Origin of the sequence: Arboricoccus pini, from assembly GCF_900187945.1 — a bacterium.
In the GTDB taxonomy this organism is placed as follows: domain Bacteria; phylum Pseudomonadota; class Alphaproteobacteria; order Geminicoccales; family Geminicoccaceae; genus Arboricoccus; species Arboricoccus pini.
In genome coordinates, this window is the sequence record NZ_FYEH01000014.1 from 49,451 (window position 1) to 76,091 (window position 26,641).

Genomic DNA, 26,641 nt, shown 5'->3' on the forward strand with positions numbered 1-26,641 from the left:
CGGGATGTTCGGCGGATGAGGTCCTTTCATGAAATCCATCAAACAGGGAGCAGTGTTGCTGCTTGTCCTGCTCGGGTGTGCGAGCCCGGCCTTTGCCGGCCCGCCCGCCGGCCGCTGGCGAATCGATGCCGATATCTGGGAGAACTCCTTTAACGCCATGGCGGAGGAGATGTTCAAGACCTTGCCGGAAGACCAGCGCGACGAGACCAGGATGGCCATGGAAAGCCAGCTCGAGCAGCTGAAGGACCCCGAGGCCGGCGGGCTGGCCAGGATCATCGCCTTCGAGCCGGATGGGACCGTCAGCGTCGAGGGAGGTGACGATCAGGTGATCGCGGAAGGCAGCCATTGGGAGGAGACGGGCAAGACCATCAAGATCGCGACCGACGATCCGACCGATCTGGCCTTCGCGGGGGCCGTTGAGGGTGACACGATCGACATGCACCCCGTCTTGGATGCCGACGCAGCAGCCGAGGCCCCTTGGTCGCGCGACCTCCATCTCGTCCTCAGGCGGATCCGATAAAGGCCTCCTTGCGCCATTTTAATTGCCGGGCGATGCATGAGGCATGTGAAGCCCGACAGCCCGGTCTAATTTCTCCAGATAAGGGGACCCCGGAGGACGGGGAGGCCAGCCAAATGACGGAGGAGATCATCGATGGTGCGCGTTGCACGTCTTGGCGGCGTTGGTGCCATAGCATTGTCGCTACTGTCCTGGAGTCTGGCAGCTAGTGCTGCCTCCCCCGTCGGCAGTTGGGTGATTGACCGGCCGGCCTGGGAGGCTGAATCACAAAAGGCCGTGGAGCGACTGACGCCCGTGGTTCCGCCGGCGCAATTGGCGCTCCTGAAGCAGGCGGGAATGGATCCGGCGCAACTCGTCCGACAGGGCATCGGCGACATGAGCCAGGCTGAACTGGAACTAGGTGCCGACGGCAGCGCGGTCGCCCACAATTTTCGCAATCACACCTATAAGGGTACCTGGACCGAGACCGACGACAAGATCGTCCTCGAGTTTCGCCAGGACAAAGCCCGCATGTTCGGCCACATGGAGGGCGATCGGCTGATCCTCAAGGCCGATCCGTCGACCTTGAAGCCGCAGGCGGCGGCCATGGTGGCCGATCTCGAGTTTCCGCTCCTGCGCAAGCCCTGAGCCTACTTGACCAGGCAGCCTGGAGCGGCGGCGAACCCTTGCGCTAGCGCCCCCCGCCTGCCTCCGGGACGCTGCCGCGTTTGCGACGCGGCGCTGCCCCGCCGCTGCCCCAGGGTGACAGGCGCGATGATCCGCTTCGCGGCGGAAGGTTGTCGGTGGGGGCAGGGGCCGGAACATGCATGGCGAGCAACCGGTTGACGCGCTCCGCTGTCGAGGGATGAGTGCGAAAGAGGCCGTCGATGCCGTCCATCCGCAGAGGGTTGATGATGAACATGTGTGCCGAGGCCGGGTTATGCTCGGCACTCGGCATGACTTGCCTCGCACCATCGCGCTCGATCTGCTGGAGGGCCGTGGCCAGCCAGTCGGGGCGACCGCAGATCCGGGCACCTTCGGCATCGGCCGCGTATTCCCGGGAGCGGGAGATCGCCATCTGCACCAGCATGGCGGCCAAGGGAGCCAGCACCATGACGAGGATGGTGCCGATGACGCCCAGGGGATTGTTGCGGTTATCCGAACTGCCACCCATGAAGAAAGCGAAATTGGCAAGAAAGCCGATGGCACCGGCGATCGTTGCCGCCATCGCCATGGTAAGCGTGTCGCGGTGTCGGATATGGGCCAGCTCATGCGCGATCACCCCGGCCAGTTCCTGCCTGTCGAGGCTGGCAAGCAGGCCGCGCGTGATGGCGACAGCCGCTCGCTCGGGGCTGCGACCGGTCGCGAAAGCGTTAGGTTGGTCGCTCTCGATGAGATAGATGGCCGGCATGGGCAAGTCGGCGCGCCGCACCAGCTCGGCCACGAGACGGTAGAGCTCGGGCGCCGATTCCGATGAGACCGGCTGGGCACCATGCATCGAGAGGACCATCCGGTCCGAGTTCCAATAGGCGAAGAAATTCATCGCCAGTGCGAGGAGAATAGCCAGCAAGGCTCCGCCGCGACCGCCGATCAAAAAGCCGACGATCAGGAACAGGGCGGTAAGCGCCGCGAGTAGCAGGCCGGTGCGCGCGATGTTCATCCTTCCTCCGCGATGTCGACGCTTTGAAAATGGCAAGCCGGTTGCTACCTGCCAAGTTCATTGCGCCAAGGGGAGGTCAACGCCATGGGACAATTGAGCGGCAAGGTTGCGGTCGTTACGGGCTCGACCAGCGGCATCGGCCAGGGAATTGCCCAGGCTCTCGCCTCCGCTGGTGCCGACGTCATGCTGAACGGGTTCGGCGACAAGAGCGAGATCGAGGCGATGCTCGAGCATCTGCGCGAGGCCTATGGGACGAGGGTCGGCTATTCGGCGGCCGACATGACGAAGCCCGCTGAAATCACTGCCATGATCGAGGCAGCGACGCATGAGTTGGGGCGGGTGGACATTCTCGTCAACAATGCAGGCATCCAGCATACGAGCCCCCTGGAGACCTTCCCGCCCGAGCAGTGGGACGCCATCATCGCCATCAACCTGTCTTCGGCCTTCCACACGACGCGGGCGGCATTGCCGCAAATGCGCGAGCGCAATTGGGGGCGGATCATCAACATCGCCTCTGCGCACGGCCTCGTTGGCAGCGCGCAGAAAAGCGCCTATGTGGCCGCCAAGCACGGCATTGTAGGCCTGACCAAGGTGACCGGGCTGGAGACGGCGGAGAGCGGGGTTACCTGCAACGCCATCTGTCCGGGCTGGGTCCTCACGCCCCTGGTCAAAAAGCAGATCGAGGCCCGGGCCCAGCGCGAGGGGAAATCGATCGAGGATGCCGAACGGGACCTGCTTCGCGAAAAGCAGCCCTCGCTACAGTTCGTGACGCCGGAGCAATTGGGCGGCTTGGCCGTCTTCCTCTGTTCTCCCGCGGCCGACCAGATGCGCGGCCAGATCCTCTCAATGGATGGCGGCTGGACCGCGGGCTAGGGCCGGTCAAGGCCCAGTCAGATTAAAGGAGGACCTGCCGCGTCGGACGGCGCGGCGGGTCCTCCGGTCAAGCTGATCATCTATGGGCGATCAGGAGACGCGCGGTGGTACTAGCATCGCCGACGGCATCTTGACGCCCGGGCCGGGCGCCCCCTCGCCAATCACGCTGGCAGTCGGAGCGAAGGACTGTTTGCTGGCCGTGCTGCCCGCCGGCAGTGGCTGGCCGACGGCAGCTTCACTGGTGGTAGCGCGATCTTGGTCGGTGAAGCCCAGGCTCGTGGCTGGAGTCACCGGATTGCCAAATGTTCCTGGGACACTCTCCGAGGAGGAGTTGGACTGAGCTGAGGCCGTGCCGCTGGCGGTCATTGGCTGGCCGACGGCGGCAGTGCTGGCGCTTGCCCTATCCTGATCGCTCATCCCCAGGTGTGATCTGGCCATGCCGCTGTCGTCAATGGCACTGCTGCGATCGACCGTGGTCGACTGCACGGAGCTACCCATGCCATTGGCGTTCTGCGCCATCACCGCCGGTGCCGTCGCCATGACGAGGGCAAAGGCTGCCGACGTCGTGAAAAGTTTCATCTGCATCGATCTGGACCCCTTTTGTTGTCCTGCCGAAGAGAACGGGGGGCCAGCCGGATGGCTGCCGGGCCTAACGCGGATGTGAGATGGCGGCACTCACATCACGGCACCGATTTGCCAGGGGACGAACTCGTTATCGCCAATGCCGAGAAGCTCGGACTTGCTGGGCTTTCCAGAAGCCATGTCCAAGAGATAGTCGAAGATCCGCCGGCCGGCCGCCTCGATGCTCTCCTCGCCATCGATGATCGTCCCGCAATTAATGTCCATGTCCTCCTCCATGCGGCGGAACATGGTCGTATTGGTCGCGATCTTCATCGAAGGCGCCGGCTTGAAGCCGAAGCAAGAGCCCCGACCGGTCGTAAAGGCGATGAGTTGACAGCCGGAGGCGACCTGACCGGTAGCCGAGGCGGGATCGTAGCCGGGGCTGTCCATGAAGACGAAGCCGTGGGTCCTGAGCGGCTCGGCATAGCGCAGCACGTCGACTAGGTTCGTGGTCCCGCCCTTGGCGGCAGCTCCCAGGGATTTCTCGAGAATCGTGGTGAGGCCGCCCGCTTTGTTGCCAGGCGATGGGTTGTTGTTCATCTCGCCGCCGTTCCGGGCGGTATAGTCCTCCCACCATTTGATGCGGTCGATGAGCTTGGTGGCGACGGCCTCGCTGACGGCGCGGCGCGTCAAGAGATGCTCCGCCCCATAGATCTCTGGCGTTTCCGCCAGCACGGGGGTGCCGCCATGCGCCACCAGGAGGTCGGCGCAGGCCCCAAGTGCCGGGTTGGCGCCGATGCCCGAATAGCCGTCGGAGCCGCCACACTGCAGGCCGACGGCGAGCTCGCTGGCCGAGATGGCCTGGCGGGTCGCCTGGTTGGCCGCTGGCAGCATGTCGGTCAGCATGGCCGTGGCGCGTTCGATCGTCTTTCGCGTGCCGCCGGTGTCCTGCATCGTCATGACCTGGAAATGCGGTCCGGGCTGGATGCCGTAGGCTTCGAGGAGAAAGTCGATCTGGTTCACCTCGCAGCCGAGGCCGATCATGAGGATGCCGGCGAAATTGGGATGGCCGGCAAAGCCCCAGAGCGTCCGCTGCAAGGTGGCAAAGCCGTCGCCGCGATCGGCCATGCCGCAGCCCGTGCCGTGCGTGATGGCGACGATGCCGTCGACATTGGGAAAGCGCGCCAGGACCTCTTTGGGGAATTTGTCGGCGATGAACTTGCAGACCGAGGCCGAGCAATTGACCGTCGAGAGCACGCCCAAGAAATTGCGCGTGCCAGCCTTGCCGTTATGCCTGAGAAAGCCCTGAAAGCTCGCGCGTTCATTCACCGGCAGCATCGGGGTCGGATGGGCGTCGGCGCCGATCGCATAGTCGCGGGCGAAGTCGCCCATGGCACAGTTTTGCACATGGACGTGCTGTCCAGCCTCGATATCGGTGGTCGCAAAGCCGATAATCTGATTGAATTTCCGGATCGGCTCCCCTTTGGCGACCGGCCGCGTTGCGACCTTGTGTCCGGCTGGGATCTTCGTGCTGGCGATGATGTTCTCGGCCGCGAGCACGGTGCCCGGCTGAATGTCGATTCGCGCAACGACCACGTTGTCGTTGCGGTTCAAGCGTAGTGTTGTCGCCGGTGCGCTCATTAGCCTTAGCCCTTAACTGCTGGCGCGATCATAAACCGTTGATCAAATCGTTCCAGATATAAGCTGGCTCGGAACTACGGCGTAACATCGGCTTTTTCGCCCTGCGACGGCGTTCAAGGGCATTCGTGGCATGTCTCCCATGCTTCGCATTCGCGAATGCCTGCCCTCTTCTGGAAGGTACGGTCGTCGAATCTGCAAGGTTGCTCCACCCATTTGGGCGGTCCGTGCCGTTACCTGGGCCTTTCTCGAGGTTTATTCTCCTCAACGAGCGTTTGACCACAGGGCAGCCGCGATAGCGGTCGCCACGGGGTGGATGGCGAGTCCATCGCTCCGTCGCCGGAACGTTTCGAGCGGCCGAGCGCTATGTTGAAAGCGAGATATTGAAAATGGATGATTTGATGGTGACCCATGGCGGATAACCGAATCCAGAGGGTACCACAGCGCGGCGGAGTCCTGGCCAGGATCTCCGCTGTGGTCGTCAGTATCCTCGGGCTTGTCCTGCTGGCTGGGGGTGTCTGGCTGATCGCTCTGGGCGGCAGCCTCTATTATGGGCTGGCGGGTCTTGCGCTCCTGATCGACGGCGTCTTGATGTTCCGCCACTCTAAGGCGGCCTATCCCTTCTTCGCCTTGATCCTAGCGGCGACGCTGGTCTGGAGCCTCTACGAGGTCGGCTTCGATTTCTGGCAACTCGTACCACGCGGCGACATCCTCGTGCCGATCGCGATCTGGCTGCTGCTGCCGCCGATCTCAGGTTCGTTTAGGAATATTACGGGCTTTGGTCGTGGTACGCTGGCGGTGGCCCTGGTGCTCTGCCTGATCGTGCTGGGTTATTCGTTGACGCGCTCGGGAGACGATCTCGTCGGCTCGCTGCCGTCGGCATCGAGCGATGGGCCGGCGCAAGCCGATCTCGCGTCGCTGCCGGACAGCGATTGGCAGGCCTATGGGCGCACCGGCTATGGCGACCATTTCTCGCCGCTCAGCCAGATCACGCCCGAGAATGTCCAAAAGCTGAAAGTCGCCTGGACGTTCCACACCGGCGATCTGCCCGATGTGGGCCGCGCGGATCCCCAGGAGTCGACCTTCGAGGTCACGCCTTTGAAGGTTGATGACAGGGTCTATCTCTGCTCGCCGCACCAGTGGGTCTTTGCCTTGGATGCGACGACCGGCAAGGAGATTTGGAAGTTCGATCCCAAGGTCAAGGACGACGCGACCTTTCAGCATCTGACCTGTCGCGGTGTGTCCTACCATAAGACACCCACCGGCGCGCTCACCAGCGACGGCAAGCCCGCACCCGAGGAATGTCCGGAGCGGCTGATCCTGCCGACCAATGACGGCCGCATGATCGCGATCGATGCCAAGACCGGCAAGACGTGCGGGGCCTTTGGTGTCAATGGCGAGATCGACATGAAGGACGGGATGACGGTAACCCGCCCGGGCTTCTGGGAGGGTACCTCGCCACCGGTAGTCACGCAAAAATACATCATCATGGCCGGCGGCGTGACGGACAATTACTCCACTGAGGAGCCGTCTGGTGTCGTGCGCGCCTTCGATGTTTATACCGGCAAGCTGATCTGGGCCTGGGACAGCGGTGCCGAAGACGAAAACGCACTTCCCTCCGCCGATCATCACTATACAGCAAACTCGCCCAATTCCTGGACGATCTCCTCGGTCGATGAGAAACTGGGTCTGGTCTACATTCCGGTCGGCAACCCGACGCCTGACATCTGGGCTGGCAATCGCACGCCTCTGATGGAGCGCTATTCAAGCTCCATCGTCGCGCTCAATATCGACACGGGCAAGAAGGTCTGGTCCTACCAGACCGTCCATCACGATCTTTGGGACATGGATCCGCCCTCGCAGCCCAGCCTCGTCGATCTGAAGACAAAAGACGGGATCGTTCCGGCCATTTACGTGCCGGCCAAGACGGGCAATATCTTTGTCCTCGACCGCCGCAACGGCCAGTTGATCGTGCCCGCCCCGGAGACCCCTGTGCCGCAAGGTGCGGCCCCCGGCGACCGGACTTCGCCGACGCAGCCTTACTCGCAACTGACGTTCCAGCCGAAGGCTGCCCTGACTGACGCGGACATGTGGGGTGCTACCATGTTCGACCAGTTGGCCTGCCGGATCATGTTCAAGGGCATGAAGTACGAGGGCCCGTTCACGCCGCCTTCGACTTCGGGCACCGTTGTGTTCCCTGGCGATGTCGGCATGTTCGAGTGGGGTGGGATCGCGGTCGACCCCAAGCGACAGATCGCCATCGCTAATCCGATGGCGTTTCCATTCGTCTCCAAGCTGATACCGCGTGGTCCGGACAATCCGGCCGCACCCAATGCGGAGCACCCGCCGGGCTCCGAGATCGGCGTCCAGCCGATGTACGGGACACCTTATGGCGTCGATCTGCATCCCTTCCTCTCGCCGATCGGGCTGCCCTGTCCGCATCCGCCCTGGGGCTACATGGCTGGCATCGACCTCCGCACGCATCAGGTCGTCTGGAAGCATAAAGTCGGCACGACCCGCGATGCGACGCCCCTGCCAATCGGCATAAAGATCGGCATGCCGATGCTTGGTGGTCCGCTGACGACGGCGGGCGGGGTCGCCTTCCTGACCTCGACCATGGATAATTACATTCGTGCCTTCGACGTCACCACCGGCCAGGAGCTCTGGTCGGATCGCCTGCCGGCCGGCGGCCAGTCAACGCCGATGAGCTACGAGGCGGGTGGCAAGCAATATGTCGTGACGGCAGCTGGCGGCCACGGTTCGTTCGGCACCAAGCTGGGCGACTCGGTCATTGCCTATACGCTGAACTAGAGGGGATCGCCGCCGCCCGTACGGGCGGCGGCCGATAGGGCCATGGGGAAGGGGAAACCTTCGCCATGGCCCTTCTTTTTGTCGAGCCCGTCGGCGGATGCGCGCGCTGTGTCGCGCCCCGTGGATCGCGCTTCAGGGGAACGCCCGTGGGCCCACCATGGCAGCAATGCCGGCTGCCACAGGGGAACGACGGTCGCTCGGAAAGATGGCTGGCCCGTCAGTCTTGGCGGCGGCGCCGGCGAACGCGGCGTTCATCGTCATCGTCGAAGAGTGCCGAGAGCTGGTTCAGCATGGCGCCCCCCAATTGCTCCGGATCGGAGATCGTGACGGCGCGGCGGTAGTAGCGGGTGACGTCGTGGCCGATGCCGATCGCCAGCAGTTCGACCCCCGAGCGGGTCTCGACCCAGTCGATGACCTCGCGCAAATGCCGCTCCAGATAGTTGCCAGGGTTGGCGGAGAGCGTGCTGTCGTCGACCGGCGCGCCGTCGGATATCACCATCAGGATGCGGCGCTGCTCGGCGCGCTGTGAAAGGCGGTTCATCGCCCAGAGGATCGCCTCGCCGTCGATATTCTCCTTGAGCAGCCCCTCGCGCAGCATGAGGCCGAGATTGGCGCGCGCACGCCGCCAGGGCTGGTCGGCGGGCTTGTAGACGATATGGCGCAGATCGTTCAGGCGGCCGGGATTGCCGGGCTTGCTGGCGCGCAGCCAGGCCTCGCGCGATTGCCCACCCTTCCAGGCGCGCGTGGTGAAGCCCATGATCTCAACCTTGACCGAGCAGCGCTCCAGCGTGCGCGCCAGGATGTCGGCGCTCATAGCCGCGACGGCGATGGGGCGGCCGCGCATCGAGCCCGAATTGTCGATCAGGAGGCCGACGACGGTATCGCGGAACTGGGTATCCTTCTCCTGCTTGAAAGAGAGGGGCAAGGAGGGATTGGCGACGACCCGGGCGAGACGGGCGCTATCTAGAATGCCCTCGTCCTGATCGAAGTTCCAAGAGCGCATTTGCTGTGCCAGGAGCTTGCGCTGCAGGCGGTTGGCCATGCGGCCGATCATGTTTTCGAATCGGGCCAGCGACTGGTCGAGCTGCGCACGCAGGCGGGTCAGTTCCGATTGGCCGCAAAGATCGCCAACCGTGACGACCTCGTCGTAGCCGGTCGTGAAGACGTGATAGGCCGTCGCGTCGCCACCGGGTGGTATATAGGCGGGACGCTGCTCATCGGCATTCTCGCCGCCCTCGTCCTCGCCGCCGAGCTCGCCCTCGCTGTCGGCACTGTCCTCGCCGCTGTCCTGCTCCTGGTCGCCCTCGTCGCTGGCGCTCTCGCTCGTTTGCTGGCTCTCGCCATCCGTCTCGCCAGGATCGACCTGCTGCTGGCCGTTGCTGTCGTCGTCGCTGCCGTCGCTGCCTTCCTGCTCCTGGTTCTCCTGACCTTCCTCGCGCGAGTCATTGGGACTTTGCGCCATGTCCTGCGTCAGGCCCAGATGGACCAGCATCTCACGCACTCGCCGCGCGAAGGCGGCTTGGTCGTCTATCTCGCCGCTGAGCGCCGGTAATTCCTCGGCCACACGGCCATCGAGCCAGCTGCGCCAGCCTTGCAGGAGCTGGCTCTGCGCGGCACTGGGCTCGTAGCCCAGCAGTTTCTCGCGCGCATAGAGGTCGACGATGTCGGCAAGCGAGGTATCGTGGGCACCATCCTCAGCAGCCTCGGACGTCCGGGCATCCGGCTTTCGCGCCTCGTTGTCTGGCTGCGCGGCCATGGGCGTGCGCAGGCGGTGCGTGGCATCGATATTGGCTTGGACACCGGCCATGTGGCGGCCGCCGATCGCCTCGACGCGCAACTGTTCCATGCGGTCGAACAGCATCGAGGCGACGTCGCCCTCCGGCACCCAGCGGCGGTGCAAGGAGGCATCGTGATGACGGCGGCGCAGGGCGGCACTGTCAGCCTCGCCGCGCAGCCGTGCCAGATCGTCGGGATGAATTTCCTGCGGCCGAGGTACGTTGAGGCGTACGCCGGCGGCGGCTGCCGAGTTCGAGCCCGGGCCACGGCGGCGCTCGGTGGCAGCACCCTTGAACGTCACCTCGAGATCGGGCGTCGCGGCGATCGCGCGGACGGTCGCCGCCAGCGCGCGCTGCAGCTCGTCCATGCCCTGACGGTCCTTGTCGGCCACGCTATGCCGCTCCTGGAAGGGACAGAAAGTTCATGCCAGCCACGATCCGAAGTGTGGCGGCGGCCGGGCCTGCCGGGTCTGGCCGCGCATGCACGGGGATGCTCAGGCGAAGACCAGGGAAGCCGCCGATTCCGGCAGTTCCTTGCCGAAGCAGCGCTGGTAATACTCGGCCACGATATGCCGCTCCGCCTCGTCGCATTTGTTGAGGAAGGTGACGCGGAAGGCGAAGGCCACGTCGCCGAAGATCGTGGCGTTCTCGGCCCAGGTGATCACGGTCCGAGGCGACATGACGGTTGAAAGATCGCCGGCCGTGAAGCCCTGCCGGGTGAGGCCGGCCAGGCTCACCATCGCGTTCAGCACCTTACGGCCCTCGGGCGTGTCGTAGGAAGTAGCCTTGGCCAGAACGATGCGGCATTCGTCATCGTGCGGCAGATAGTTCAGTTGGGTGACCACGCTCCAGCGGTCCATCTGGCCCTGATTGATCTGCTGGGTGCCGTGATAGAGACCGGAGGTATCCCCTAGGCCTACCGTGTTGGCCGTCGCGAAGAGGCGGAACGAGGGATGCGGGCGAATGACCTTGTTCTGGTCCAGGAGCGTCATCTTGCCCTGCGCCTCGAGGACGCGCTGGATGACGAACATGACGTCCGGCCGCCCGGCATCATATTCGTCGAAGACGAGGGCCACGGGACGCTGCAGCGCCCAGGGGAGGATGCCCTCCCGGTATTCGGTGATCTGCTTGCCGTCGCGCAGGACGATGGCGTCCTTGCCGATCAGGTCGATCCGGCTGATATGGCTGTCCAGATTGACGCGCACGCAGGGCCAATTGAGGCGCGCGGCGATTTGCTCGACATGGGTCGACTTGCCCGTGCCGTGATAGCCCTGGATCATGACGCGGCGGTTATGGGCAAAGCCCGCCAGGACCGCCAGCGTGGTGTCGTGGTCGAATTGGTAGGTGGGATCGATGTCGGGGACATAGACCGATCGCTCGCTAAAGCCGCTGACTTCGAGCTTCAGGTCGAGCCCGAAGGTTTCCTTGACGTCGAAGCGGCGATCGGGTCGCTCCGGCAGCATCAGCAGTTCGTCACCCTGGGCTTCGACGACCTCGGAACGCAACGGCGGATCTCCTAATCAACTCGTGCACGGGCAGGACACGAACACAGCGTTCGCATCAAAGGCCCACGCTTGCGGACCCCGCGGCGAAGCGATGTTCGCGCCGGTCCGCCAGGACATTAAGCGCTCTACCACCGAAGCAAAAGGTCAGGCGCCCAGATAGAGCTCATTGTCCTTGAGGTACCTATAGGCCTCGATCACCAACTTCAAGCGTTCCTCGAACGCCTTGTCGCCGGCATGCAGGTCCGGATGATAGCGTTTCACCATCGCTTTGTAGGCGGTCTTCAACTCGGTCAGCGTGAAACCGACCTCGAGTTCGAGAAGCCGACGCATTTCTCCGGGTTTGTCCTCCGGCGGCGGGGGCTTGGATCGCGCGGCCTGCGGCTCCTCCTCGCCCATGAAGCCAAACGGGTCGTACCACCGCGGTCCCTGCTGGTTGCCGGCCGAGCCAAAGCGCCAGGTCGGTCGATGCCAGGTCACATCGCTCCGCCGATAGGCGTCGATCTCTTCCTGCGACATGCCCAGGAAATAATTCCAGGCCTTGTTGTACTCGCGAACGTGATCGAGGCAGAACCAAACGAAGGCGCGCAGCTCGGTGCGGGATTTGGGCGCGCGGAACGACGCCTCGCGGTGGCAGTCCGGCCAGGCGCAGCAACGCCTTCCATCCGCCAGACGCTGCTCGCGCCAGGGGAAGCGGAGATGGTCGTCCACCGACGAAGTCTGCCGTTCCTGCGTCATGCGTCAAACTATGGCTACCGGCCATGGCCCGGACAAGTCTCGCGTATACAAGGCGGCCATCGCGTCTTTTCCCTTTAAAGGGCTTGATCGGGCCACCTGGCGGCGCGAAAATGCCCGGTCAGGTTTGGCCAAGTGGTTCGACGACCGTTCAGGTATCCTCCTCGGCCTCTTCCTCGATGCCCTCGGGCAGGTCGGCATCGATTGAAGCGCCGGGATCTGCCAATGCGCGCGCCAAGGCGCAAAGTGCCTCCTGATGCCTGCGGTCGGGCACCGAGGTGAAGAGCCGGGCGAGTTCGAGGAGCATGCGCTGCTGCTGGGTTGGCTGTACCGGTGTTTCCTCTTCGATTCCCTCGAAGAAAAAAGCGACCGGCACGCCTAGAACCTGAGCGACTTGATAGAGACGGCCGGCGGCCACGCGATTGACGCCGCGTTCGTATTTGTGCGCCTGCTGGTAGGTGACACCAATCAGGTTCGCCATATCCTGCTGCGACAAGCCTAGAAGTGTACGCCGTTCGCGGATGCGGTTGCCCACATGCCGATCGACATCCTGGGTACGGCGGCCCTCCTGGCCGTAACCGGGGGTCTTGGTATCGTCGGCAGACATCAATTATCCTTAAGGACTAGAGTCCGAGGGGTGCGGGCTTATGTTGCGTTGCAACGCGGGCCTTGGGGTTGAGGCGTAGAAAGCGTTCGCGGTTGCGAAAAGATGGCAAGCGATCAGTTGGACGTACGAATGTATGATTCTAGGTGAAATTCACGGTTAATTCAACGGTAAATTGAAACTTAAACTTACGACATCGCGTATTTGGGAAGTAAAACGTTATGGGATTGGTCGGCACGGCAATCGAGGCGCAGTTGCGCGCCAGCCTCGCGCCAGCGCAGCTACAGGTCATCGACCAGTCGGCGCAGCATGCTGGTCATGCAGGCGCACGCGACGACGGCGAAACCCATTTCCTGGTTGAAATCGTCACGCCGTTATTTGAGGGCAAGCGTCGCCTTGAGCGTCATCGCCTCGTCAACGAGGCCCTGGCGGAACTTTTGCGCAATCGGGTCCACGCACTCTCGATCCGTGCGTTGACGCCAGCTGAGGCATCCTCCCAGGCGCGGTAGCGGCGCGGCGCATGTTGTGCTCCGTCGCCGCGCCACGATCGGTGACCGTCGTTGACGGCCGCACGTACCCGCCTGCATCAGGCTTGTTCTTTGCTCGGGCCCGGCGGCGATCGTCTCAATTAGGCGCCGGGGAGGCCATCCCGTACTGGTCGCCGTAGATGAGGGATTCGGCGCTCTTGAGTTCGAGCTCAAGCGTCTGGCGGGTGCATTCGTAGAGATCGCGGATCGACACCATGCCGACGATTCGTCCTGCGTCGACGATCGGAAGATGTCGGTAATGACCAAGGCGCATCTTCTCGAGCGCCACGGACGCCAGATCGTCCGGTGCCAGCGTCTCGGGGGCCGGCGTCATAATCTCACGCAGAGACGTTTGCTGGGCGGACAGCCCCGCCGCCTGCAGGCGATAGACGAGGTCGCGTTCGGTCACAATGCCGAGCAGCGGCCCGTCGACGGTGACCATGACCGCGCCGACGCGCCGCTCGCGCATAAGGAGAGCCGCCGCGTAGGCGGTAGCGTTGGGGGGCAGCAAGCAGAGGCTTTGCTGTCCGTCGATCACATCGGGAATGATCCTGCGTTGCATGTCAACCTCACCTGACGACTTTCTCATTGTCGACATTCTGGGTTGAATTCAACGCGGGATCAACCGCGCAGTTAGTGTCGTCAGCGGCGCGCCGCGCGCTCCAGCGAGGCCAGGATGACTGCGTGCGTCTCGTCGAGATCTGCCCAGCCGTCGACCTTCACCCATTTGTCGGGCTCGAGATCCTTATAATGCTCGAAGAAATGGGCGATGCGAGCAAGGTCGAGTTCCGGCACGTCACGGTAGGACCTCACGTTCTTGTGCACAGGCGTAATCTTGTCGATCGGCACGGCCAGGATCTTCTCGTCCTCGCCGCCCTCATCGGTCATCTTGAGCATGCCGATTGGGCGGGCACGGAGGACCGCACCTGACATGACCGGCATGCGGCCGATCACCATGACGTCAACAGGATCGCCGTCATCGGCCAGGGTCTGCGGGATGAAACCGTAGTTACAAGGGTAGAACATCGTCGTGTAGAGGTAGCGATCGACGAAGATTGCGCCGGTTTCCTTGTCAAACTCGTACTTAATCGGATCCGAGCGCAGCGGCACTTCGATGACGACGTTGATTTCGTTCGGGACGTCGCGTCCGGCGGGGATCTTCGTAATATCCATCTCTATCTATCCTTGAACGACCATGGCCAACGGCAGCGAGCCCTGGATAAGGTCGCTTCCGTCGGCGAAGAATGGTGGCGTTTTAGGGCCATGAAACAACGGGCGGAAGGGACATCAAGATGGCTTCGGTGTTGCCGCCGGTCTTAAGTCCGAACTGCGTGCCCCGATCATACAGCAAATTGAATTCCACGTAACGGCCACGCCGCTCGAGCTGGTAGGCGCGGTCTTCGGCGGTCCAGGGCCTGTCCATGTGGCGGACGACGATCTTGGGATAGACATCGAGGAAGGCCATGCCCACGTCTTGGACGAGGCGAAAGTCGCGGGCGAAATCGTCTTCCAGATAATCAAAGAAGATACCGCCCACGCCACGATGCTCGTTGCGGTGCGGCAGGAAGAAATACTCGTCGGCCCAGGCCTTGAAGCGAGGATAGGACTCCGCCCCGTGGGGGGCGCAGGCTCGCTCGAGGGCGGCGTGGAAGGCAGCGGTATCTTCGGCGTCCGGGCGGATCGGGTTGAGGTCCGCCCCGCCGCCGAACCAGGCCTTGGTCGTCTGGATGTGGCGTGTATTCATGTGCACGGGTGGAACATGCGGCGAGCGCGGGTGGGCCACGAGCGAGATGCCGCTGGCCCAAAAGGCGCCATCGGTCGCGGCGCCCGGGATGCTCTTGGCGAATTCGGGCGTGAAGCTGCCCATCACGGTCGAGACGTTGACCCCGACCTTTTCAAAGACGCGGCCGCGCATCGTGCCCATCACGCCGCCGCCGCCGCCCGCCCGCTCCCAGCGCTCATAGGCGAAGCGGCCAGGCGAAAGGCTCGCCGCATCCTCGCCGGCGAAGGCGTCCTCAAGCAGTTCGAGGCTCCGGCAGATCCGGTCGCGCAGCGTCTCGAACCAGACGCGCGTCTCGCTTCTGGCGGCCTCATCCAGCATCGTCACTCGTCCTCGCCAGCCTTTGTCTGCAACATCGCGAAGGCGCCGGTCTGCCGCATCGCTTCGCTCAAGACAATGGTGGCGGCGCTGAGCACATTCAGGGAACGGATGCCTTGGCGCATTGGGATGTGGAGGCGCGCTTCGGCGCGGGCGTGCGCCCAGTCAGGAGCGCCGCGGCTCTCACTGCCCAGCATGAGGATGTCGCCCGGTCGGTAGGTGAAATCGGCAAAACTCCGGCTTGCCTTGGTCGTTAAGAGGAGGAGGCGACGATCGGCCGAGCTCGCCAGGGTGTCCAGCGGCGCAAAGCTTGGATGGCGAAACCAGGCAGCCTGCCTGGCGTAGTCGAGGGCGCCCTCGCGGATGCGCCGGTCGCTCAAGGGAAAGCCCGCGGGCTCGACCAGATGAAGTTCGATCCCAAGGCAGGCCGCGAGGCGAAGAGCGCCACCGAAATTATGCGGCCGGTCGGGTTCGATCATGGCCAATGCGAGGCTGGTCTTGCTGCTGGTGCTAAGCGGGCGCGGTTGGTGCGCGGTTAGACGGTTATCGTGCACGGATGAAGCAGTTCCCCGTTTACCTCCGGCTCGGCATGTGCGACCACAAGTCGCGTGCTGCTAAAGCGGCACCCTGATCCTGTCGCGCCAAACGGGCAGGGTTAGAAAAAGAAGAAGTCAGGGATGTCTAGCAAAGGCTTGTTTGCATGGCGAATGATACGCTGGGCGAAGGTGCCGCGCATTTAACAGGTGAAAGTGTCAAACGGCGCGACTTTCTCGATCTCGTTGCATGGTCGATGGCAGCGGCCGGCGGTGCGTCGCTGGCTTGGCCCTTCATAGCGCAGATGAATCCTTCAGCCGACGTGCTGGCGCTCTCGACCACCGACGTCGATCTCGGCCCCATTCCCGAGGGACAGGCGATCACCGTCGTCTGGCAGGGAAAGCCGGTCTTCGTGCGTAAACGTACGGCGGCGGAGATCAAGGAGGCGGAGGATGTGCCGCTGGCCAGTCTCCGCGATCCGCAGACGGACCAGTCCAGGGTCAAGCCCGGCAAGGACGTCTGGCTCGTCGTCATCGGCATCTGCACCCATCTGGGCTGCGTTCCGGGCGGCAACAAGCCGACGGAGAACCGCGGGCCGTTCGGTGGCTGGTTCTGTCCCTGCCACGGGTCCGCCTACGACACGTCGGGGCGAATCCGGCAGGGGCCGGCACCTTTGAACCTGGCCTTGCCGCCTTACGAATTTCAATCCGACACGAGCATCCGGATCGGCTAGCGGCAGGCGGGCCGTCACGTCGGCAAAGCAAACAGACTTCGGATCAGGGCCGAAGTTCGACCAGAGAACATGAACAAGGGGATGAAGCTCGGATGAGCGTCGAAACCTCGGAACCCGTCTTCAAGAATGGCGTCTTGCGCTGGGTGGACGCGCGGCTGCCGGTCCTGAGCTGGGGCTATAACGAGTTCATGGCGTATCCTGCGCCGCGCAACTTGAATTATTGGTGGAATTTCGGCTCGCTCGCGGGCTTTTGCCTCATCGTCCAGATCATGACCGGCCTCGTGCTCTCGATGCACTATAATCCGAGTGCCGCCGGAGCCTTCCAGAGCGTCGAGCACATCATGCGCGACGTCAATTACGGCTGGCTGCTGCGCTACGTGCACGCCAACGGCGCCTCGATGTTCTTTATCGTCGTCTACATCCACATCTTCAGGGGCCTTTATTATGGCTCCTACAAGGCGCCGCGAGAGCTGCTCTGGATGCTGGGCGTCGTCATCCTCCTCTTGATGATGGCCACGGCCTTCATGGGCTATGTGCTGCCCTGGGGGCAGATGAGCTTTTGGGGGGCCACGGTCATCACCAACCTGTTCTCCGCCATCCCCTTGGTGGGCGAGCCGATCGTGACCTGGCTCTGGGGCGGGTTCTCGGTCGACGATCCGACGCTGAACCGCTTCTTCTCGCTCCATTTCGTCCTGCCCTTCGTCATCGTCGCCGTCGTCTTTTTGCACATCCTGGCGCTGCACCAGTTCGGCTCCAACAACCCGGTGGGCATCGATCTTACAAAAACGGACAAGATTCCCTTCCATCCCTACTACACGGTCAAGGATCTCTTCGGCCTTTCGATCTTCCTGATCTTCTTTGGCTTCTTCGTCTTCTATGCCCCCGATTTCCTGGGCCATGCCGATAATTACGTGCCGGCCAACCCCCTCCAGACTCCCCCCCACATCGTGCCGGAATGGTATTTTCTGCCCTTCTACGCGATCTTGCGCTCGACGGTCTTTGAGAAGCTCTTCGCGCCGCTAGCGCTGCTCGGCTATGTCGGCATCGATGCGAAGCTGGCGGGCGTGCTCTTGATGTTCAGCGCTATCGCCGTGCTCTTCGTGCTGCCCTGGCTGGACGGCTCCAAGGTCCGGAGTGCCCGTTTCAGGCCCATCTATAAATGGGTCTACTGGCTGCTCCTGATCGATGTCGTGATCCTCACCTGGGTCGGTGGCCAGGTGCCGACGGACCGGGTGGTCTGGATCGGCCAGTTCGCGGCTCTTTACTACTTCGTCCATTTCCTCGTCATCATCCCGCTCCTTGGCAAGTTCGAGCGGCCCCGGCCTTTGCCCGAGAGTATCGGCAAGCCGGTGCTCGGCCGGGCACGCCTCCAGCCGGCGGAGTAGGGCTCATGCAGCGCAAGCCGCTCTTTCGACCGATTCTCTTGGCCCTGATCCTTTGCGGCCTGGCGCCAGGCGCGCGGGCCGCCGGGGAGGGCGTCGATTTGATGCAGCGCTCCTGGCCCGAGAACGGTCCGCTTGGCACCTTCGATCGGGCCGCCGTACAGCGCGGCTTCCAGGTCTATAAGGAGGTCTGTCACACCTGCCACAGCCTGAACTACCTAGCCTTTCGCAACCTCGCGGCGCTGGGGTTCAGCGACCAGGAGTTGCAGGCCATCGCCGCAGGCTACAAGGTGCCGGCCCTGGATGACGAGGGCCAGCCGATCGAGCGGGAGGCCAAGCCGTTCGATCACATGCCGGCTCCCTACGCCAACCCGGCCCAGGCGCGGGCCGCCAATGGCGGCGGCCTGCCGCCCGATCTCTCCTTGATCGTCAAGGCGAGGGAAGACGGGCTCGATTATGTCTATAGCCTGCTGCATGGCTTTGGCGATCCGCCGGCGGGCCATCAGGTGCCCGAGGGGCTGCATTACAATCGCTATTTCCCGGGCGGCAACATCGCCATGCCGCAACCGCTGACGGACGGGCAGGTTACCTATGCCGACGGTACCAATGCCTCGCTCGACCAGATGGCGGCGGACGTCACGCAGTTCCTGCATTTCGTCGCCGAGCCCAAGCTCGAGGAGCGCAAGCTGACCGGCCTCAAGGCAGGCATCTTCCTCGTGGTCTTCGCGGGCGTCATGCTGGCCTATAAGCGCAAGACTTGGCGCGACCTTCACTAGGCATGTGCCCGCCGGCAGGGTTCCGCCAACGCGGTGGACCCTGCCGGCGGGCTCAGGCCGGCAGGGCTACTGCAACTGCCATATTCCTGCCGCATGAGCGTAACGTGGCGGTTGCACGACGCTGATACGACCGACATTGACCGAATGAAGCTTGGCCTCGACGCTCTTGATCCAGAAATCGAGGAAGCGCCGAAGTTCGGGGTAGTCGGGTGCCAAGTCCAGATGTTGCCAGACGAAGGTCTGCAAAAGACCCGGATGGTCCGGCATGTGATAGAGGATCTCAGCTGTCGCCAAGCGATAGCCGCGAAGTTGCAGTTCAACCGAGCGATCGCGTTCTTTCATACGGCTGCTCCGTGATGACCACAGGCGATAAGCTTGTTGCGGAGCAGCATGGCACGTCAAGGCTAATCTTAAATTAACGCCGCAGATTCAAGCTGTTAGCAGCCGTCAGGGTGGAGTGCTAATAATTTCATCTGCGCCCCTTGCAGAGCCATCTGCCACTAGTTATATGCCGGATGCAGTTAGCACTCAGGCGCTGAGACTGCTAACAAATCCATATTCGCGATTGATCGCAAAGATTGATCTCAAAGGAGGTCTAAATGTCGTTCAGGCCGTTGCACGACCGTGTCGTCGTCCGCCGTGTCGAGGAAGAAACCAAGACCAAGGGCGGGATCATCATCCCCGACACGGCCAAGGAAAAGCCGCAGCAAGGCGAAGTCATAGCCGTCGGCCCGGGCGCCCGTAACGACAAGGGTGAGATCGTGGCGCTCGACGTCCAGGTCGGCGATCGCGTCCTCTTCGGCAAGTGGTCCGGCACCGAGGTGAAGATCGACGGCGACGATCTCCTCATCATGAAGGAGTCGGACATCATGGGTGTGGTCGAGACCTCTGCAGTGGCCGCCAAGGCCGCCTGAGCGTAGCTCCCGCATTCGCTAAGAACCTCAAAGGAGCAGTCAGTCATGGCAGCTAAAGACGTAAAATTCTCGACCGATGCCCGCAACAAGTTGCTCAAGGGCGTCCAGGTCCTGGCCGACGCCGTTAAGGTCACGCTGGGTCCCAAGGGCCGTAACGTCGTGATCGAGAAGAGCTTCGGCGCGCCGCGTATCACCAAGGACGGTGTGACGGTCGCCAAGGAAGTCGAGCTCTCGGACAAGTTCGAGAACATGGGCGCGCAGATGGTGCGCGAGGTCGCCTCCAAGACCAATGACCAGGCCGGCGACGGCACGACGACGGCCACCGTCCTGGCTGCCGCCATCGTCAAGGAAGGTGCCAAGGCCGTTGCCGCCGGCATCAACCCGATGGACCTGAAGCGTGGCGTCGACCTCGCGGTCGAGGCGGTCATCGCCGACCTTAAGAGCCGCGCCCGCAAGATCTCGTCCCCGAACGAGGTGGCGCAGGTCGGCACGATCTCGGCCAATGGCGACACCGAGATCGGCAAGATGCTCGCGGAGGCGATGCAGAAGGTCGGCAATGAGGGCGTCATCACGGTGGAAGAGGCTAAGAGCCTCGAGACCGAGCTCGACATCGTCGAGGGCATGCAGTTCGACCGCGGCTATCTCTCGCCCTACTTCATCACCGACAGCGAGAAGATGCGCGTGACGCTTGAGGATCCCTACATCCTCATCCACGAGAAGAAGCTCTCCTCGCTGCAGGCCCTTCTCCCGGTGCTCGAGGCCGTGGTGCAGAGCGGCAGGCCGCTCCTCATCATCGCCGAGGACGTCGAGGGCGAAGCGCTGGCGACCCTGGTCGTCAATAAGCTGCGCGGTGGCCTGAAGGTCGCGGCCGTAAAGGCGCCGGGCTTCGGCGATCGCCGCAAGGCCATGCTCGAGGACATCGCCATCCTGACGGCCGGTCAGGTGATCAGCGAAGACCTGGGCATCAAGCTCGAGACCGTCTCGCTCGAGATGCTGGGCCGCGCCAAGCGCGTCGTGATCAACAAGGAAGACACGACGATCGTCGACGGCACCGGCTCCAAGGACGACATCCAGGGCCGCATCCAGCAGATCAAGGCGCAGATCGAGGAGACCTCCTCGGACTATGACCGCGAGAAGCTGCAGGAGCGTCTGGCGAAGCTGGCCGGCGGCGTTGCCGTCATCCGCGTCGGCGGGGCCACCGAGGTCGAGGTGAAGGAGCGTAAGGATCGCGTCGACGATGCGATGAACGCCACCCGCGCCGCGGTCGAGGAAGGCATCGTCCCCGGTGGTGGCACGGCGCTGCTCTATTCGCTGAAGGCGATCGACAGCGTTAAGCCCAAGAACGATGACCAGCGCTATGGTGTCGAAATCGTCAAGAAGGCGATCCAGGCTCCGGCTCGCCAGATCGCCGAGAATGCGGGCGTCGACGGTTCGATCGTCGTCGGCAAGCTCCTCGAGAGCACCGACTTCAACTGGGGCTTCGACGCGCAGTCGAACACCTATTTCGACCTCGTGCAGAACGGCATCATCGACCCTGTCAAGGTCGTGCGCTGCGCCCTGCAGAACGCGGCGTCGGTCGCCGGCCTCCTCATCACGACCGAGGCCATGATCGCCGAGAAGCCCAAGAAGGAAGCCCCGATGCCCGCAGGCGGCCCCGGCGGCGGCATGGGCGACATGGACTTCTGATCAAGCGCCCCGGGATGCTTCGCGCTTCCCAGGGTGGCAAGACGCCGATCGCCGTTTCTTCGGCGTCTTGAAATGCAAAAAGGCCGCTTTCGCGAGGAAGCGGCCTTTTTCATATTCGGGCCCTAAAGACCCACCCGCCGGGCCCAAGGGATCGACAGTCAGTCCGGCGCAGACCCCGGTGGCGAGGGATCCAGACCCGTGGGCAATTTCGACCCCTTGGCCTCGGGCCCGCCGGTCAGCCGCGGAGCGCGGCGGCCTCTTTGGCCAGCCGTGTGATCTCTGCCCAGTTGCCGGCCTGGACGGCGGCCTTTGGGGCCACCCAGGAGCCGCCGACGCAGACCACGTTCTTGAGCGCCAGGTAGGCCTTGGCCCTGGCAAGATCGATGCCGCCCGTCGGGCAGAAGACGATGTCCTGCAAGGGCTCGCCCAGGGACTTCAGATAGGGTACGCCGCCGGCTGGCTCGGCCGGAAAGAACTTGGCGAACGTGATACCCTCGTCCATGAGCCGCATCGCCTCGGAGCCTGTAGCGCAGCCCGGCAGCAATGGCACGCCCGTCGAGTTGACCGCGTCGATCAGGCCCTTGGTCGCGCCGGGGCTTACCATGAACTTTGCCCCGGCCATGGCGGCCTCTTCCGCCTGCCGTGGATGGAGGACGGTGCCGGCGCCGACGATCGCCTCGGGGAGGGCCTGGCTGATCTCACGGATCGCGGTGAGGCCAGCCGGCGTGCGCAGCGTGATCTCGAGTACCTTCAGGCCACCCTCGAACAAAGCGCGACCGAGATCGACGGCGTAACCCGCGTCCTCGATGGTCAGGACGGGGATGACGGTGGTTGAGCCAACCATCGCGCGCAGGGCTTCACTTGGTCCGGACATCGGCCTCTCCTTCATTCGTGGACAACAGCAATGGCGCCCCTGTTAGACCAAGGGGCGCTCCCCGGCTATCATACGTGGCGCAGGTGAGGCCCACGCGGAAGAAAGCCTCAGGAAAGGGATTATCCTCGATGAGTTCGATACCCGAACGCATGACCTATATCGAACTGCGGGGGTATGGTGAGCCCGACGTCCTGCAGCCGGCGGAGGGGCCCGTGCCCAGGCCTGGCAAAGGTGAGCTCCTCATCAAGGTCATGGCGGCCGGCGTCAACCGGCCGGACGTCCTGCAGCGGCAGGGTAATTATCCGCCGCCGCCCGGTGCCACCGACGTGCCGGGGCTGGAAGTAGCCGGAATCGTCGTCGCCCTGGGCGAGGACACGCATCGCTTCAGGCTGGGCGATGCGGTCTGCGCCCTCATCGTCGGCGGTGGCTATGCGGAGTTCGCCGCCGTGCCGGAACCGCAGGCGATGCCCGTGCCTGAGAGCTACTCGATGATCGAGGCGGCTGCGCTGCCCGAGACCTTCTTGACGGTCTGGACGAACGTCTTCGAGCGCGGCCGGCTGGAGGCGGGCCAGACCCTCCTCGTCCATGGCGGCAGCAGCGGCATCGGCACGACGGCCATTCAGCTGGCGGCGGCGCGCGGGGCCACGGTTTTTGCGACCGCCGGCAATTTCGCCAAGGTCGCAGCTTGCGAGAAGCTGGGTGCTCGGCGCGCGATTAATTATCGCGAGGAGGATTTCGTCGCCGTCATCAAGGAGATGACCGACGGCAAGGGTGTCGACGTGATCCTGGACATGGTGGGCGGCAGCTATGTGCCGCGCAACCTCAAGGCCGCCGCCGTCGAGGGGCGGATCGTGCAGATCGCCTGGCTGGGCGGATCAACGATCGAGGCCGACATGACGCTCTTGATGGTCAAGCGGCTGCATTGGACGGGATCGACGCTGCGTGCCCGTCCGGTGGCCGAGAAGGGTGCCATCGCCCGTGCCTTGGAGCGGGAGGTCTGGCCGCTCCTGACCGAGCGTCGCGTGGCGCCGGTGATCGAAGCCGTTCTGCCCCTTCGCGAGGCGGCACAGGCGCATCGGCTCATGGAAGAAAGCCAGCATGTGGGCAAGATCGTCTTGAGCATCGACTAAGTCCGGCTGCCCGCGCGGCGTCTAGGCCCGCGCGCGGGCCAGCGCGCGCTGGACGGCGGGCCGATCCTGCATGGCCGCATAATGGGCGGCCGATTTCGGAAATCTGGCAATGTCGACGCCGTCTCCGTCCAGCCAATCCTCCATGATGAAGAGGTACGGGTCGGCCACGGTGTAGGCCTCGCCTTCGACCCAGGGGCCGGCAAGCATCGTGGCCTCGATCAACGCGAAGCTCTCGGCCATCGTTGTCGCGACCTTGGCTTTCATGGCTGCCTGGGCAGCGGGATCATCGGCCCAGCGTGAGGCCCGCCGCCCATGCGCGTGGTTCACGTGCACGGTCGAGCAAAGATAATTGTTGAACGCCTGGACGCGCGCGAAGGCGAAGGGATCGTCGATCGGCGCCAGCTTTGTCGCGGGCGCGGTCTGCGCGATATAGGCAAGGATGGCCGGCGTTTCCGTCAACACGCCCCGATCGGTCACCAGCGCCGGCACGCGGCCCTTGGGGTTGATCGCCAGATAGGCCGGCTTTTGCTGCTCACTCTCGGCGAGATTGAGTTTTTGGGCCTTGAAGGCGAGGCCACTATCCTCAAGGGCGATGAGCGAGGCCAGGGCGCAGGTTCCTGGAGCGAAATAGAGCGTGAGCATGACCGTCCTGCCTTTGTAGCGCCCGAGCGCGAAGTCGATCGGAAGCGATGGCGGCGGCCGCGGCCACTAGTCAAGGGCGACGGGATAAAAGGGCGTCTCGCCCGGCCGGCCCTCGGCGTGCAGCCAGACCGGCCGGCGGCCGATATCCGCGGGCAGGGCGATGAACGAACTGCTGACGGTGCCGTAGTCGCCCTCGGTAACCACGCACATGGCCGCGCGCGGATCCTGGCCCTTGCCGGCGCGGGCACCGAGGAGGAGTTCCCAATCGCTCCAGTCACCCGTCGGGCCCTTGTCCGGATCTGGAACGGTGCTCTGCTCGAAGAGATGTCGGTAGCGGGCGATGCGCGGCGTGTTCGGATCATTGAGGTCGCGCGATGCGATCATGGAGAGGCCGGCTGGCACCGGCACGACGGTGACGTGATCTCCCTCGATCTCGTGGCGCAGCCAGAAGGCGTCGCGATTGTCGGCGATGATCAGATTGAAGGGTCGGAACGCGCTGCCATCGACATGGCGGAGTGCCTCGGCGGCTGCCTTCGCATCCGCGTGGTCGAGGGCGTCCAGGACGAGTTCGCCCCGGCTCCGTTTGCCGGCGGTGGGGCCAAGCGTGCCTTCGCGATTGAGTACGGAGGCCAGAACCCCCCAGTCGTTGATTCCAAGCCACGAGCCGCCGGCCTCCTCGTCGAGACCAGCCACGAGCTCGGGTCGATCGTCCCAATGACGCGCCGGCGGTCGGGAGGCCCGGCTCCAAAGCTCGTCGCGGTTGGCTGCCAGAATGAGCGGCCAGGGACGGTCGGGGCGGCGAAGAATGACGACGGAGCACATGCGTCTACCGTTCCTTCTCCCTTCGGGTTGGCGATTAGGCGGCCGACCGACCGAAGTTCCGCTTTGGTCGACGTGGCATCATCCCATATGTAGGCAGCACGACCAAGAATGGGGAAGGCGTCGATGTCATTGCTACCGGAAAAGGTGCAGGCGGAAGAAACGGGTCTGAGTCACGAGGAAATGATCAATTTCAAGGCCAGGGCCGAACGGGATCGTCTCTTTGGCCTATGGCTGGCTAAGGAGTATCTGCATTTGGACGAGGCGGCGGCGGGCGCATATGCCCAGGATTACGTTCGTTTCGACTTCGACCACGGGCACCGCGATGGCGCGCTGCTCGAAAGGGCACATGCCGACCTGGTCGCCTGCGGTCGGCCGGTGTCGCTGCATATTCTTGAACGACATCTGCACCAGCTGAGCAAGGTGGCCCATGAGAACGTCGAACGAAGCTGAACCCTCGAAGGGTGCCGATGACGACGAGGCGGACGCGATCGCGAAGGAGCGAGCTGCAGAACGTCGCGGACCCGTCCAGCCGGCAGGCGAGGTGGATGGGCCGCCCGGGCCGGAACCGACACGCTTTGGCGACTGGGAAAAAGGCGGCCGTTGTTCGGATTTTTGAGCAGCCGGGACCGGTTTTGCGGCGCCTTCTGTCTGCCTCCTTCTAAAGAGGGGCGCGCAAGGCTATGGAAGGGAACGTTCGGATCGCTGCCTCGCGGGCAGGCCGGGCGCTCGAGGCTTTTGGTACCGAAGGGCAAGCGGAAAGAACATGGCGGTAGCGGAACAAACGGGCCGGCGGGCCGGCGATGATCGTCAGCGTGCCCTTGATGCGGCGATCTCGCAGATCGAGCGTGCCTTCGGCAAGGGCTCGCTCATGCGGTTGGGCCATGGCGACAAGATGGCCGAGATCGATGTGGTCTCGACGGGATCGCTCGGCCTCGACATTGCGCTCGGGGTGGGCGGCCTGCCGCGCGGCCGCATCATCGAGATTTACGGTCCGGAAAGTTCGGGCAAGACTACGCTGACCCTCCATACCATCGCCGAGATGCAGAAGATCGGCGGTACCTGCGCTTTTGTTGATGCCGAGCACGCGTTGGATCCGGGCTATGCGCGCAAGTTGGGCGTGAAGCTGGACGAACTCTTGATCTCGCAGCCCGATACGGGCGAGCAGGCTTTGGAGATCGCCGATACGCTGATCCGCTCGGGTGCGGTCGACATGATCGTCGTCGACAGCGTCGCGGCCCTGGTGCCCAAGGCGGAGCTCGAGGGTGAGATGGGCGACCAGCTTCCCGGTCTGCAGGCGCGGTTGATGAGCCAGGCGCTAAGGAAGCTGACGGCCTCGATCAACCGCTCGAAGTCGATGCTGGTCTTCACTAACCAGATTCGCTCCAAGATCGGCGTGATGTTCGGCAGCCCGGAGACGACGACGGGCGGCAATGCACTCAAGTTTTACGCCTCGGTCAGGCTGGACGTGCGGCGGATTGGCAGCGTCAAGGACAAAGACGAGGCGATCGGTAACCAGACCAGGGTTAAGGTGGCCAAAAACAAGGTGGCGCCGCCTTTCAGGGTTGTCGAATTCGACATTATGTATGGCGAGGGCATCTCCAAGACCGGTGAGCTGATCGATCTGGGCGTCAGGGCCGGCATCGTCGAGAAGTCGGGCTCCTGGTTCTCCTATGGCAGCCAGCGGATCGGGCAGGGCAGGGAGAATGCCAAGACCTATCTGCGCGATCACCCCGAGATGGCCGATGAGATTGAAAAGATGATCCGCGATCAGGCCGGCGTCGGCGGTGGCGAAGGGGTTCTCGATCTGATCGACGAAGGGCCGATCGAAGAGTAAACGAGCGGCGGCCGGCTGTCGGCCGCAATTGCGA

General features: G+C 63.6%; 29 protein-coding genes. 14 read left to right on the forward strand and 15 right to left on the reverse strand.

The genetic code is table 11. From position 1 onward, the window contains the following. The first annotated feature begins 28 nt into the window (after positions 1 to 28). Positions 29 to 520: a hypothetical protein gene (locus CFB17_RS15845; protein WP_088562555.1), complete on the forward strand. Its 492-nt coding sequence runs from the start codon at positions 29 to 31 to the stop codon at positions 518 to 520. Positions 521 to 652: 132 nt separating this feature from the next. Next, the gene (locus tag CFB17_RS15850; RefSeq protein WP_088562556.1) at positions 653 to 1,144 is read left to right on the forward strand and encodes a hypothetical protein; all 492 of its coding nucleotides are present in this window, start codon (positions 653 to 655) and stop codon (positions 1,142 to 1,144) included. A 43-nt stretch (positions 1,145 to 1,187) separates the two neighbouring features. Here the strand turns inward: CFB17_RS15850 and htpX are convergent, their stop codons facing one another. Further along, entirely contained in the window at positions 1,188 to 2,156 is a 969-nt protein-coding gene (htpX, locus tag CFB17_RS15855) for a zinc metalloprotease HtpX (protein WP_088562557.1), read from the reverse strand. A gap of 84 nt (positions 2,157 to 2,240) precedes the next feature. Here htpX and CFB17_RS15860 point away from each other — a divergent pair, with 84 nt between their 5' ends. Next, positions 2,241 to 3,029 (forward strand): 3-hydroxybutyrate dehydrogenase, encoded by a 789-nt coding sequence (locus CFB17_RS15860; RefSeq protein ID WP_088562558.1) that lies wholly within the window; start codon positions 2,241 to 2,243, stop codon positions 3,027 to 3,029. A gap of 90 nt (positions 3,030 to 3,119) precedes the next feature. Here CFB17_RS15860 and CFB17_RS15865 read toward each other — a convergent pair whose 3' ends face one another. Continuing rightward, positions 3,120 to 3,614, reverse strand: a complete 495-nt coding sequence (locus tag CFB17_RS15865) for a hypothetical protein (protein WP_165769652.1) — start codon at positions 3,612 to 3,614, stop codon at positions 3,120 to 3,122. Between the two features lie 90 nt (positions 3,615 to 3,704). Then, the gene (locus CFB17_RS15870; protein ID WP_088562560.1) at positions 3,705 to 5,231 is read right to left on the reverse strand and encodes a UxaA family hydrolase; all 1,527 of its coding nucleotides are present in this window, start codon (positions 5,229 to 5,231) and stop codon (positions 3,705 to 3,707) included. Between the two features lie 408 nt (positions 5,232 to 5,639). On the opposite strand from CFB17_RS15870, the gene CFB17_RS15875 reads away from it, so the two are divergent. Then, positions 5,640 to 8,039 carry a glucose/quinate/shikimate family membrane-bound PQQ-dependent dehydrogenase gene (locus CFB17_RS15875; protein WP_088562561.1) on the forward strand — a complete coding sequence of 800 codons (2,400 nt, stop codon included), beginning with the start codon at positions 5,640 to 5,642 and terminating at the stop codon, positions 8,037 to 8,039. Between the two features lie 217 nt (positions 8,040 to 8,256). On the opposite strand, the gene CFB17_RS15880 is transcribed toward CFB17_RS15875, so the two are convergent. The 4 genes from CFB17_RS15880 to CFB17_RS15895 form a co-directional block, all read right to left on the reverse strand. Then, the gene (locus CFB17_RS15880) at positions 8,257 to 10,206 is read right to left on the reverse strand and encodes a cobaltochelatase CobT-related protein (RefSeq protein ID WP_243389916.1); all 1,950 of its coding nucleotides are present in this window, start codon (positions 10,204 to 10,206) and stop codon (positions 8,257 to 8,259) included. A 102-nt stretch (positions 10,207 to 10,308) separates the two neighbouring features. Then, positions 10,309 to 11,277, reverse strand: a complete 969-nt coding sequence (cobS, locus tag CFB17_RS15885) for a cobaltochelatase subunit CobS (RefSeq protein ID WP_088562593.1) — start codon at positions 11,275 to 11,277, stop codon at positions 10,309 to 10,311. 186 nt (positions 11,278 to 11,463) lie between these two features. Further along, a complete protein-coding gene (locus CFB17_RS15890; RefSeq protein ID WP_088562562.1) occupies positions 11,464 to 12,054 on the reverse strand; it encodes a J domain-containing protein in 591 nt (196 codons plus the stop codon). A gap of 148 nt (positions 12,055 to 12,202) precedes the next feature. Continuing rightward, positions 12,203 to 12,658, reverse strand: coding sequence for a helix-turn-helix domain-containing protein (locus tag CFB17_RS15895; RefSeq protein ID WP_088562563.1), 456 nt, complete (start codon positions 12,656 to 12,658; stop codon positions 12,203 to 12,205). Between the two features lie 218 nt (positions 12,659 to 12,876). Between CFB17_RS15895 and CFB17_RS15900 the strand changes: the two genes are divergently transcribed. Next, entirely contained in the window at positions 12,877 to 13,164 is a 288-nt protein-coding gene (locus CFB17_RS15900; protein WP_088562564.1) for a BolA family protein, read from the forward strand. A gap of 115 nt (positions 13,165 to 13,279) precedes the next feature. Here the strand turns inward: CFB17_RS15900 and CFB17_RS15905 are convergent, their stop codons facing one another. The 4 genes from CFB17_RS15905 to CFB17_RS15920 form a co-directional block, all read right to left on the reverse strand. Then, positions 13,280 to 13,744: a CBS domain-containing protein gene (locus tag CFB17_RS15905; protein WP_088562565.1), complete on the reverse strand. Its 465-nt coding sequence runs from the start codon at positions 13,742 to 13,744 to the stop codon at positions 13,280 to 13,282. 80 nt (positions 13,745 to 13,824) lie between these two features. Next, complete coding sequence (ppa, locus tag CFB17_RS15910) at positions 13,825 to 14,355, reverse strand: inorganic diphosphatase (protein ID WP_088562566.1); 531 nt, start codon at positions 14,353 to 14,355, stop codon at positions 13,825 to 13,827. Positions 14,356 to 14,437: 82 nt separating this feature from the next. Further along, entirely contained in the window at positions 14,438 to 15,283 is an 846-nt protein-coding gene (gene hemF / locus CFB17_RS15915; RefSeq protein WP_088562567.1) for an oxygen-dependent coproporphyrinogen oxidase, read from the reverse strand. Between the two features lie 2 nt (positions 15,284 to 15,285). Beyond that, positions 15,286 to 15,759 carry a tRNA (cytidine(34)-2'-O)-methyltransferase gene (locus CFB17_RS15920; RefSeq protein WP_088562594.1) on the reverse strand — a complete coding sequence of 158 codons (474 nt, stop codon included), beginning with the start codon at positions 15,757 to 15,759 and terminating at the stop codon, positions 15,286 to 15,288. 221 nt (positions 15,760 to 15,980) lie between these two features. On the opposite strand from CFB17_RS15920, the gene petA reads away from it, so the two are divergent. The 3 genes from petA to CFB17_RS15935 all read left to right on the forward strand — a co-directional run bounded on the left by petA (position 15,981) and on the right by CFB17_RS15935 (position 18,705). Next, positions 15,981 to 16,547, forward strand: a complete 567-nt coding sequence (petA, locus tag CFB17_RS15925; protein WP_088562568.1) for a ubiquinol-cytochrome c reductase iron-sulfur subunit — start codon at positions 15,981 to 15,983, stop codon at positions 16,545 to 16,547. A gap of 92 nt (positions 16,548 to 16,639) precedes the next feature. After that, positions 16,640 to 17,932, forward strand: coding sequence for a cytochrome b (locus tag CFB17_RS15930; RefSeq protein ID WP_088562569.1), 1,293 nt, complete (start codon positions 16,640 to 16,642; stop codon positions 17,930 to 17,932). 5 nt (positions 17,933 to 17,937) lie between these two features. Then, entirely contained in the window at positions 17,938 to 18,705 is a 768-nt protein-coding gene (locus CFB17_RS15935) for a cytochrome c1 (protein ID WP_088562570.1), read from the forward strand. A 66-nt stretch (positions 18,706 to 18,771) separates the two neighbouring features. On the opposite strand, the gene CFB17_RS15940 is transcribed toward CFB17_RS15935, so the two are convergent. Continuing rightward, positions 18,772 to 19,047, reverse strand: coding sequence for a Usg family protein (locus CFB17_RS15940; protein WP_088562571.1), 276 nt, complete (start codon positions 19,045 to 19,047; stop codon positions 18,772 to 18,774). A 257-nt stretch (positions 19,048 to 19,304) separates the two neighbouring features. Between CFB17_RS15940 and groES the strand changes: the two genes are divergently transcribed. Both groES and groL read left to right on the forward strand, forming a co-directional pair. Then, positions 19,305 to 19,619, forward strand: a complete 315-nt coding sequence (gene groES, locus CFB17_RS15945) for a co-chaperone GroES (RefSeq protein WP_088562572.1) — start codon at positions 19,305 to 19,307, stop codon at positions 19,617 to 19,619. A 45-nt stretch (positions 19,620 to 19,664) separates the two neighbouring features. Next, positions 19,665 to 21,305: a chaperonin GroEL gene (gene groL, locus CFB17_RS15950; RefSeq protein WP_088562573.1), complete on the forward strand. Its 1,641-nt coding sequence runs from the start codon at positions 19,665 to 19,667 to the stop codon at positions 21,303 to 21,305. 235 nt (positions 21,306 to 21,540) lie between these two features. On the opposite strand, the gene eda is transcribed toward groL, so the two are convergent. Then, positions 21,541 to 22,179, reverse strand: a complete 639-nt coding sequence (gene eda, locus CFB17_RS15955; RefSeq protein WP_088562574.1) for a bifunctional 4-hydroxy-2-oxoglutarate aldolase/2-dehydro-3-deoxy-phosphogluconate aldolase — start codon at positions 22,177 to 22,179, stop codon at positions 21,541 to 21,543. Between the two features lie 128 nt (positions 22,180 to 22,307). Between eda and CFB17_RS15960 the strand changes: the two genes are divergently transcribed. Then, positions 22,308 to 23,309, forward strand: coding sequence for an NAD(P)H-quinone oxidoreductase (locus CFB17_RS15960; RefSeq protein ID WP_088562575.1), 1,002 nt, complete (start codon positions 22,308 to 22,310; stop codon positions 23,307 to 23,309). Positions 23,310 to 23,330: 21 nt separating this feature from the next. On the opposite strand, the gene CFB17_RS15965 is transcribed toward CFB17_RS15960, so the two are convergent. After that, the gene (locus CFB17_RS15965; protein ID WP_088562576.1) at positions 23,331 to 23,951 is read right to left on the reverse strand and encodes a glutathione S-transferase family protein; all 621 of its coding nucleotides are present in this window, start codon (positions 23,949 to 23,951) and stop codon (positions 23,331 to 23,333) included. 66 nt (positions 23,952 to 24,017) lie between these two features. Continuing rightward, positions 24,018 to 24,773, reverse strand: coding sequence for an NRDE family protein (locus CFB17_RS15970; protein WP_088562577.1), 756 nt, complete (start codon positions 24,771 to 24,773; stop codon positions 24,018 to 24,020). Between the two features lie 123 nt (positions 24,774 to 24,896). On the opposite strand from CFB17_RS15970, the gene CFB17_RS15975 reads away from it, so the two are divergent. From CFB17_RS15975 to recA, 3 genes are all read left to right on the forward strand, one after another. Next, the gene (locus CFB17_RS15975) at positions 24,897 to 25,223 is read left to right on the forward strand and encodes an ATPase inhibitor subunit zeta (protein ID WP_165769653.1); all 327 of its coding nucleotides are present in this window, start codon (positions 24,897 to 24,899) and stop codon (positions 25,221 to 25,223) included. Next, positions 25,201 to 25,389 (forward strand): DUF1674 domain-containing protein, encoded by a 189-nt coding sequence (locus tag CFB17_RS15980; RefSeq protein WP_088562579.1) that lies wholly within the window; start codon positions 25,201 to 25,203, stop codon positions 25,387 to 25,389. Before CFB17_RS15975 ends, CFB17_RS15980 begins: the two co-directional genes overlap by 23 nt. Positions 25,390 to 25,536: 147 nt before the next feature. Next, complete coding sequence (gene recA, locus CFB17_RS15985; RefSeq protein WP_088562580.1) at positions 25,537 to 26,607, forward strand: recombinase RecA; 1,071 nt, start codon at positions 25,537 to 25,539, stop codon at positions 26,605 to 26,607. The last annotated feature ends 34 nt before the right edge of the window (positions 26,608 to 26,641 follow it).

Excerpts from the sequence above, each read along its gene's own strand:
- groL (WP_088562573.1), top strand. The coding sequence starts at position 19,665 with ATGGCAGCTAAAGACGTAAAATTCTCGACCGATGCCCGCAACAAGTTG.
- eda (WP_088562574.1), bottom strand. The coding sequence starts at position 22,179 with ATGTCCGGACCAAGTGAAGCCCTGCGCGCGATGGTTGGCTCAACCACC.
- CFB17_RS15975 (WP_165769653.1), top strand. The coding sequence starts at position 24,897 with ATGTCATTGCTACCGGAAAAGGTGCAGGCGGAAGAAACGGGTCTGAGT.
- cobS (WP_088562593.1), bottom strand. The coding sequence starts at position 11,277 with ATGCTGCCGGAGCGACCCGATCGCCGCTTCGACGTCAAGGAAACCTTC.
- recA (WP_088562580.1), top strand. The coding sequence starts at position 25,537 with ATGGCGGTAGCGGAACAAACGGGCCGGCGGGCCGGCGATGATCGTCAG.
- CFB17_RS15965 (WP_088562576.1), bottom strand. The coding sequence starts at position 23,951 with ATGCTCACGCTCTATTTCGCTCCAGGAACCTGCGCCCTGGCCTCGCTC.
- CFB17_RS15970 (WP_088562577.1), bottom strand. The coding sequence starts at position 24,773 with ATGTGCTCCGTCGTCATTCTTCGCCGCCCCGACCGTCCCTGGCCGCTC.
- petA (WP_088562568.1), top strand. The coding sequence starts at position 15,981 with ATGGCGAATGATACGCTGGGCGAAGGTGCCGCGCATTTAACAGGTGAA.
- CFB17_RS15960 (WP_088562575.1), top strand. The coding sequence starts at position 22,308 with ATGAGTTCGATACCCGAACGCATGACCTATATCGAACTGCGGGGGTAT.
- ppa (WP_088562566.1), bottom strand. The coding sequence starts at position 14,355 with ATGGATATTACGAAGATCCCCGCCGGACGCGACGTCCCGAACGAAATC.
- groES (WP_088562572.1), top strand. The coding sequence starts at position 19,305 with ATGTCGTTCAGGCCGTTGCACGACCGTGTCGTCGTCCGCCGTGTCGAG.
- hemF (WP_088562567.1), bottom strand. The coding sequence starts at position 15,283 with ATGCTGGATGAGGCCGCCAGAAGCGAGACGCGCGTCTGGTTCGAGACG.
- CFB17_RS15890 (WP_088562562.1), bottom strand. The coding sequence starts at position 12,054 with ATGACGCAGGAACGGCAGACTTCGTCGGTGGACGACCATCTCCGCTTC.
- CFB17_RS15875 (WP_088562561.1), top strand. The coding sequence starts at position 5,640 with ATGGCGGATAACCGAATCCAGAGGGTACCACAGCGCGGCGGAGTCCTG.
- CFB17_RS15935 (WP_088562570.1), top strand. The coding sequence starts at position 17,938 with ATGCAGCGCAAGCCGCTCTTTCGACCGATTCTCTTGGCCCTGATCCTT.
- CFB17_RS15895 (WP_088562563.1), bottom strand. The coding sequence starts at position 12,658 with ATGTCTGCCGACGATACCAAGACCCCCGGTTACGGCCAGGAGGGCCGC.
- CFB17_RS15980 (WP_088562579.1), top strand. The coding sequence starts at position 25,201 with ATGAGAACGTCGAACGAAGCTGAACCCTCGAAGGGTGCCGATGACGAC.
- htpX (WP_088562557.1), bottom strand. The coding sequence starts at position 2,156 with ATGAACATCGCGCGCACCGGCCTGCTACTCGCGGCGCTTACCGCCCTG.
- CFB17_RS15870 (WP_088562560.1), bottom strand. The coding sequence starts at position 5,231 with ATGAGCGCACCGGCGACAACACTACGCTTGAACCGCAACGACAACGTG.
- CFB17_RS15940 (WP_088562571.1), bottom strand. The coding sequence starts at position 19,047 with ATGAAAGAACGCGATCGCTCGGTTGAACTGCAACTTCGCGGCTATCGC.
- CFB17_RS15905 (WP_088562565.1), bottom strand. The coding sequence starts at position 13,744 with ATGCAACGCAGGATCATTCCCGATGTGATCGACGGACAGCAAAGCCTC.
- CFB17_RS15860 (WP_088562558.1), top strand. The coding sequence starts at position 2,241 with ATGGGACAATTGAGCGGCAAGGTTGCGGTCGTTACGGGCTCGACCAGC.
- CFB17_RS15920 (WP_088562594.1), bottom strand. The coding sequence starts at position 15,759 with ATGATCGAACCCGACCGGCCGCATAATTTCGGTGGCGCTCTTCGCCTC.
- CFB17_RS15900 (WP_088562564.1), top strand. The coding sequence starts at position 12,877 with ATGGGATTGGTCGGCACGGCAATCGAGGCGCAGTTGCGCGCCAGCCTC.
- CFB17_RS15930 (WP_088562569.1), top strand. The coding sequence starts at position 16,640 with ATGAGCGTCGAAACCTCGGAACCCGTCTTCAAGAATGGCGTCTTGCGC.
- CFB17_RS15850 (WP_088562556.1), top strand. The coding sequence starts at position 653 with ATGGTGCGCGTTGCACGTCTTGGCGGCGTTGGTGCCATAGCATTGTCG.
- CFB17_RS15865 (WP_165769652.1), bottom strand. The coding sequence starts at position 3,614 with ATGCAGATGAAACTTTTCACGACGTCGGCAGCCTTTGCCCTCGTCATG.
- CFB17_RS15845 (WP_088562555.1), top strand. The coding sequence starts at position 29 with ATGAAATCCATCAAACAGGGAGCAGTGTTGCTGCTTGTCCTGCTCGGG.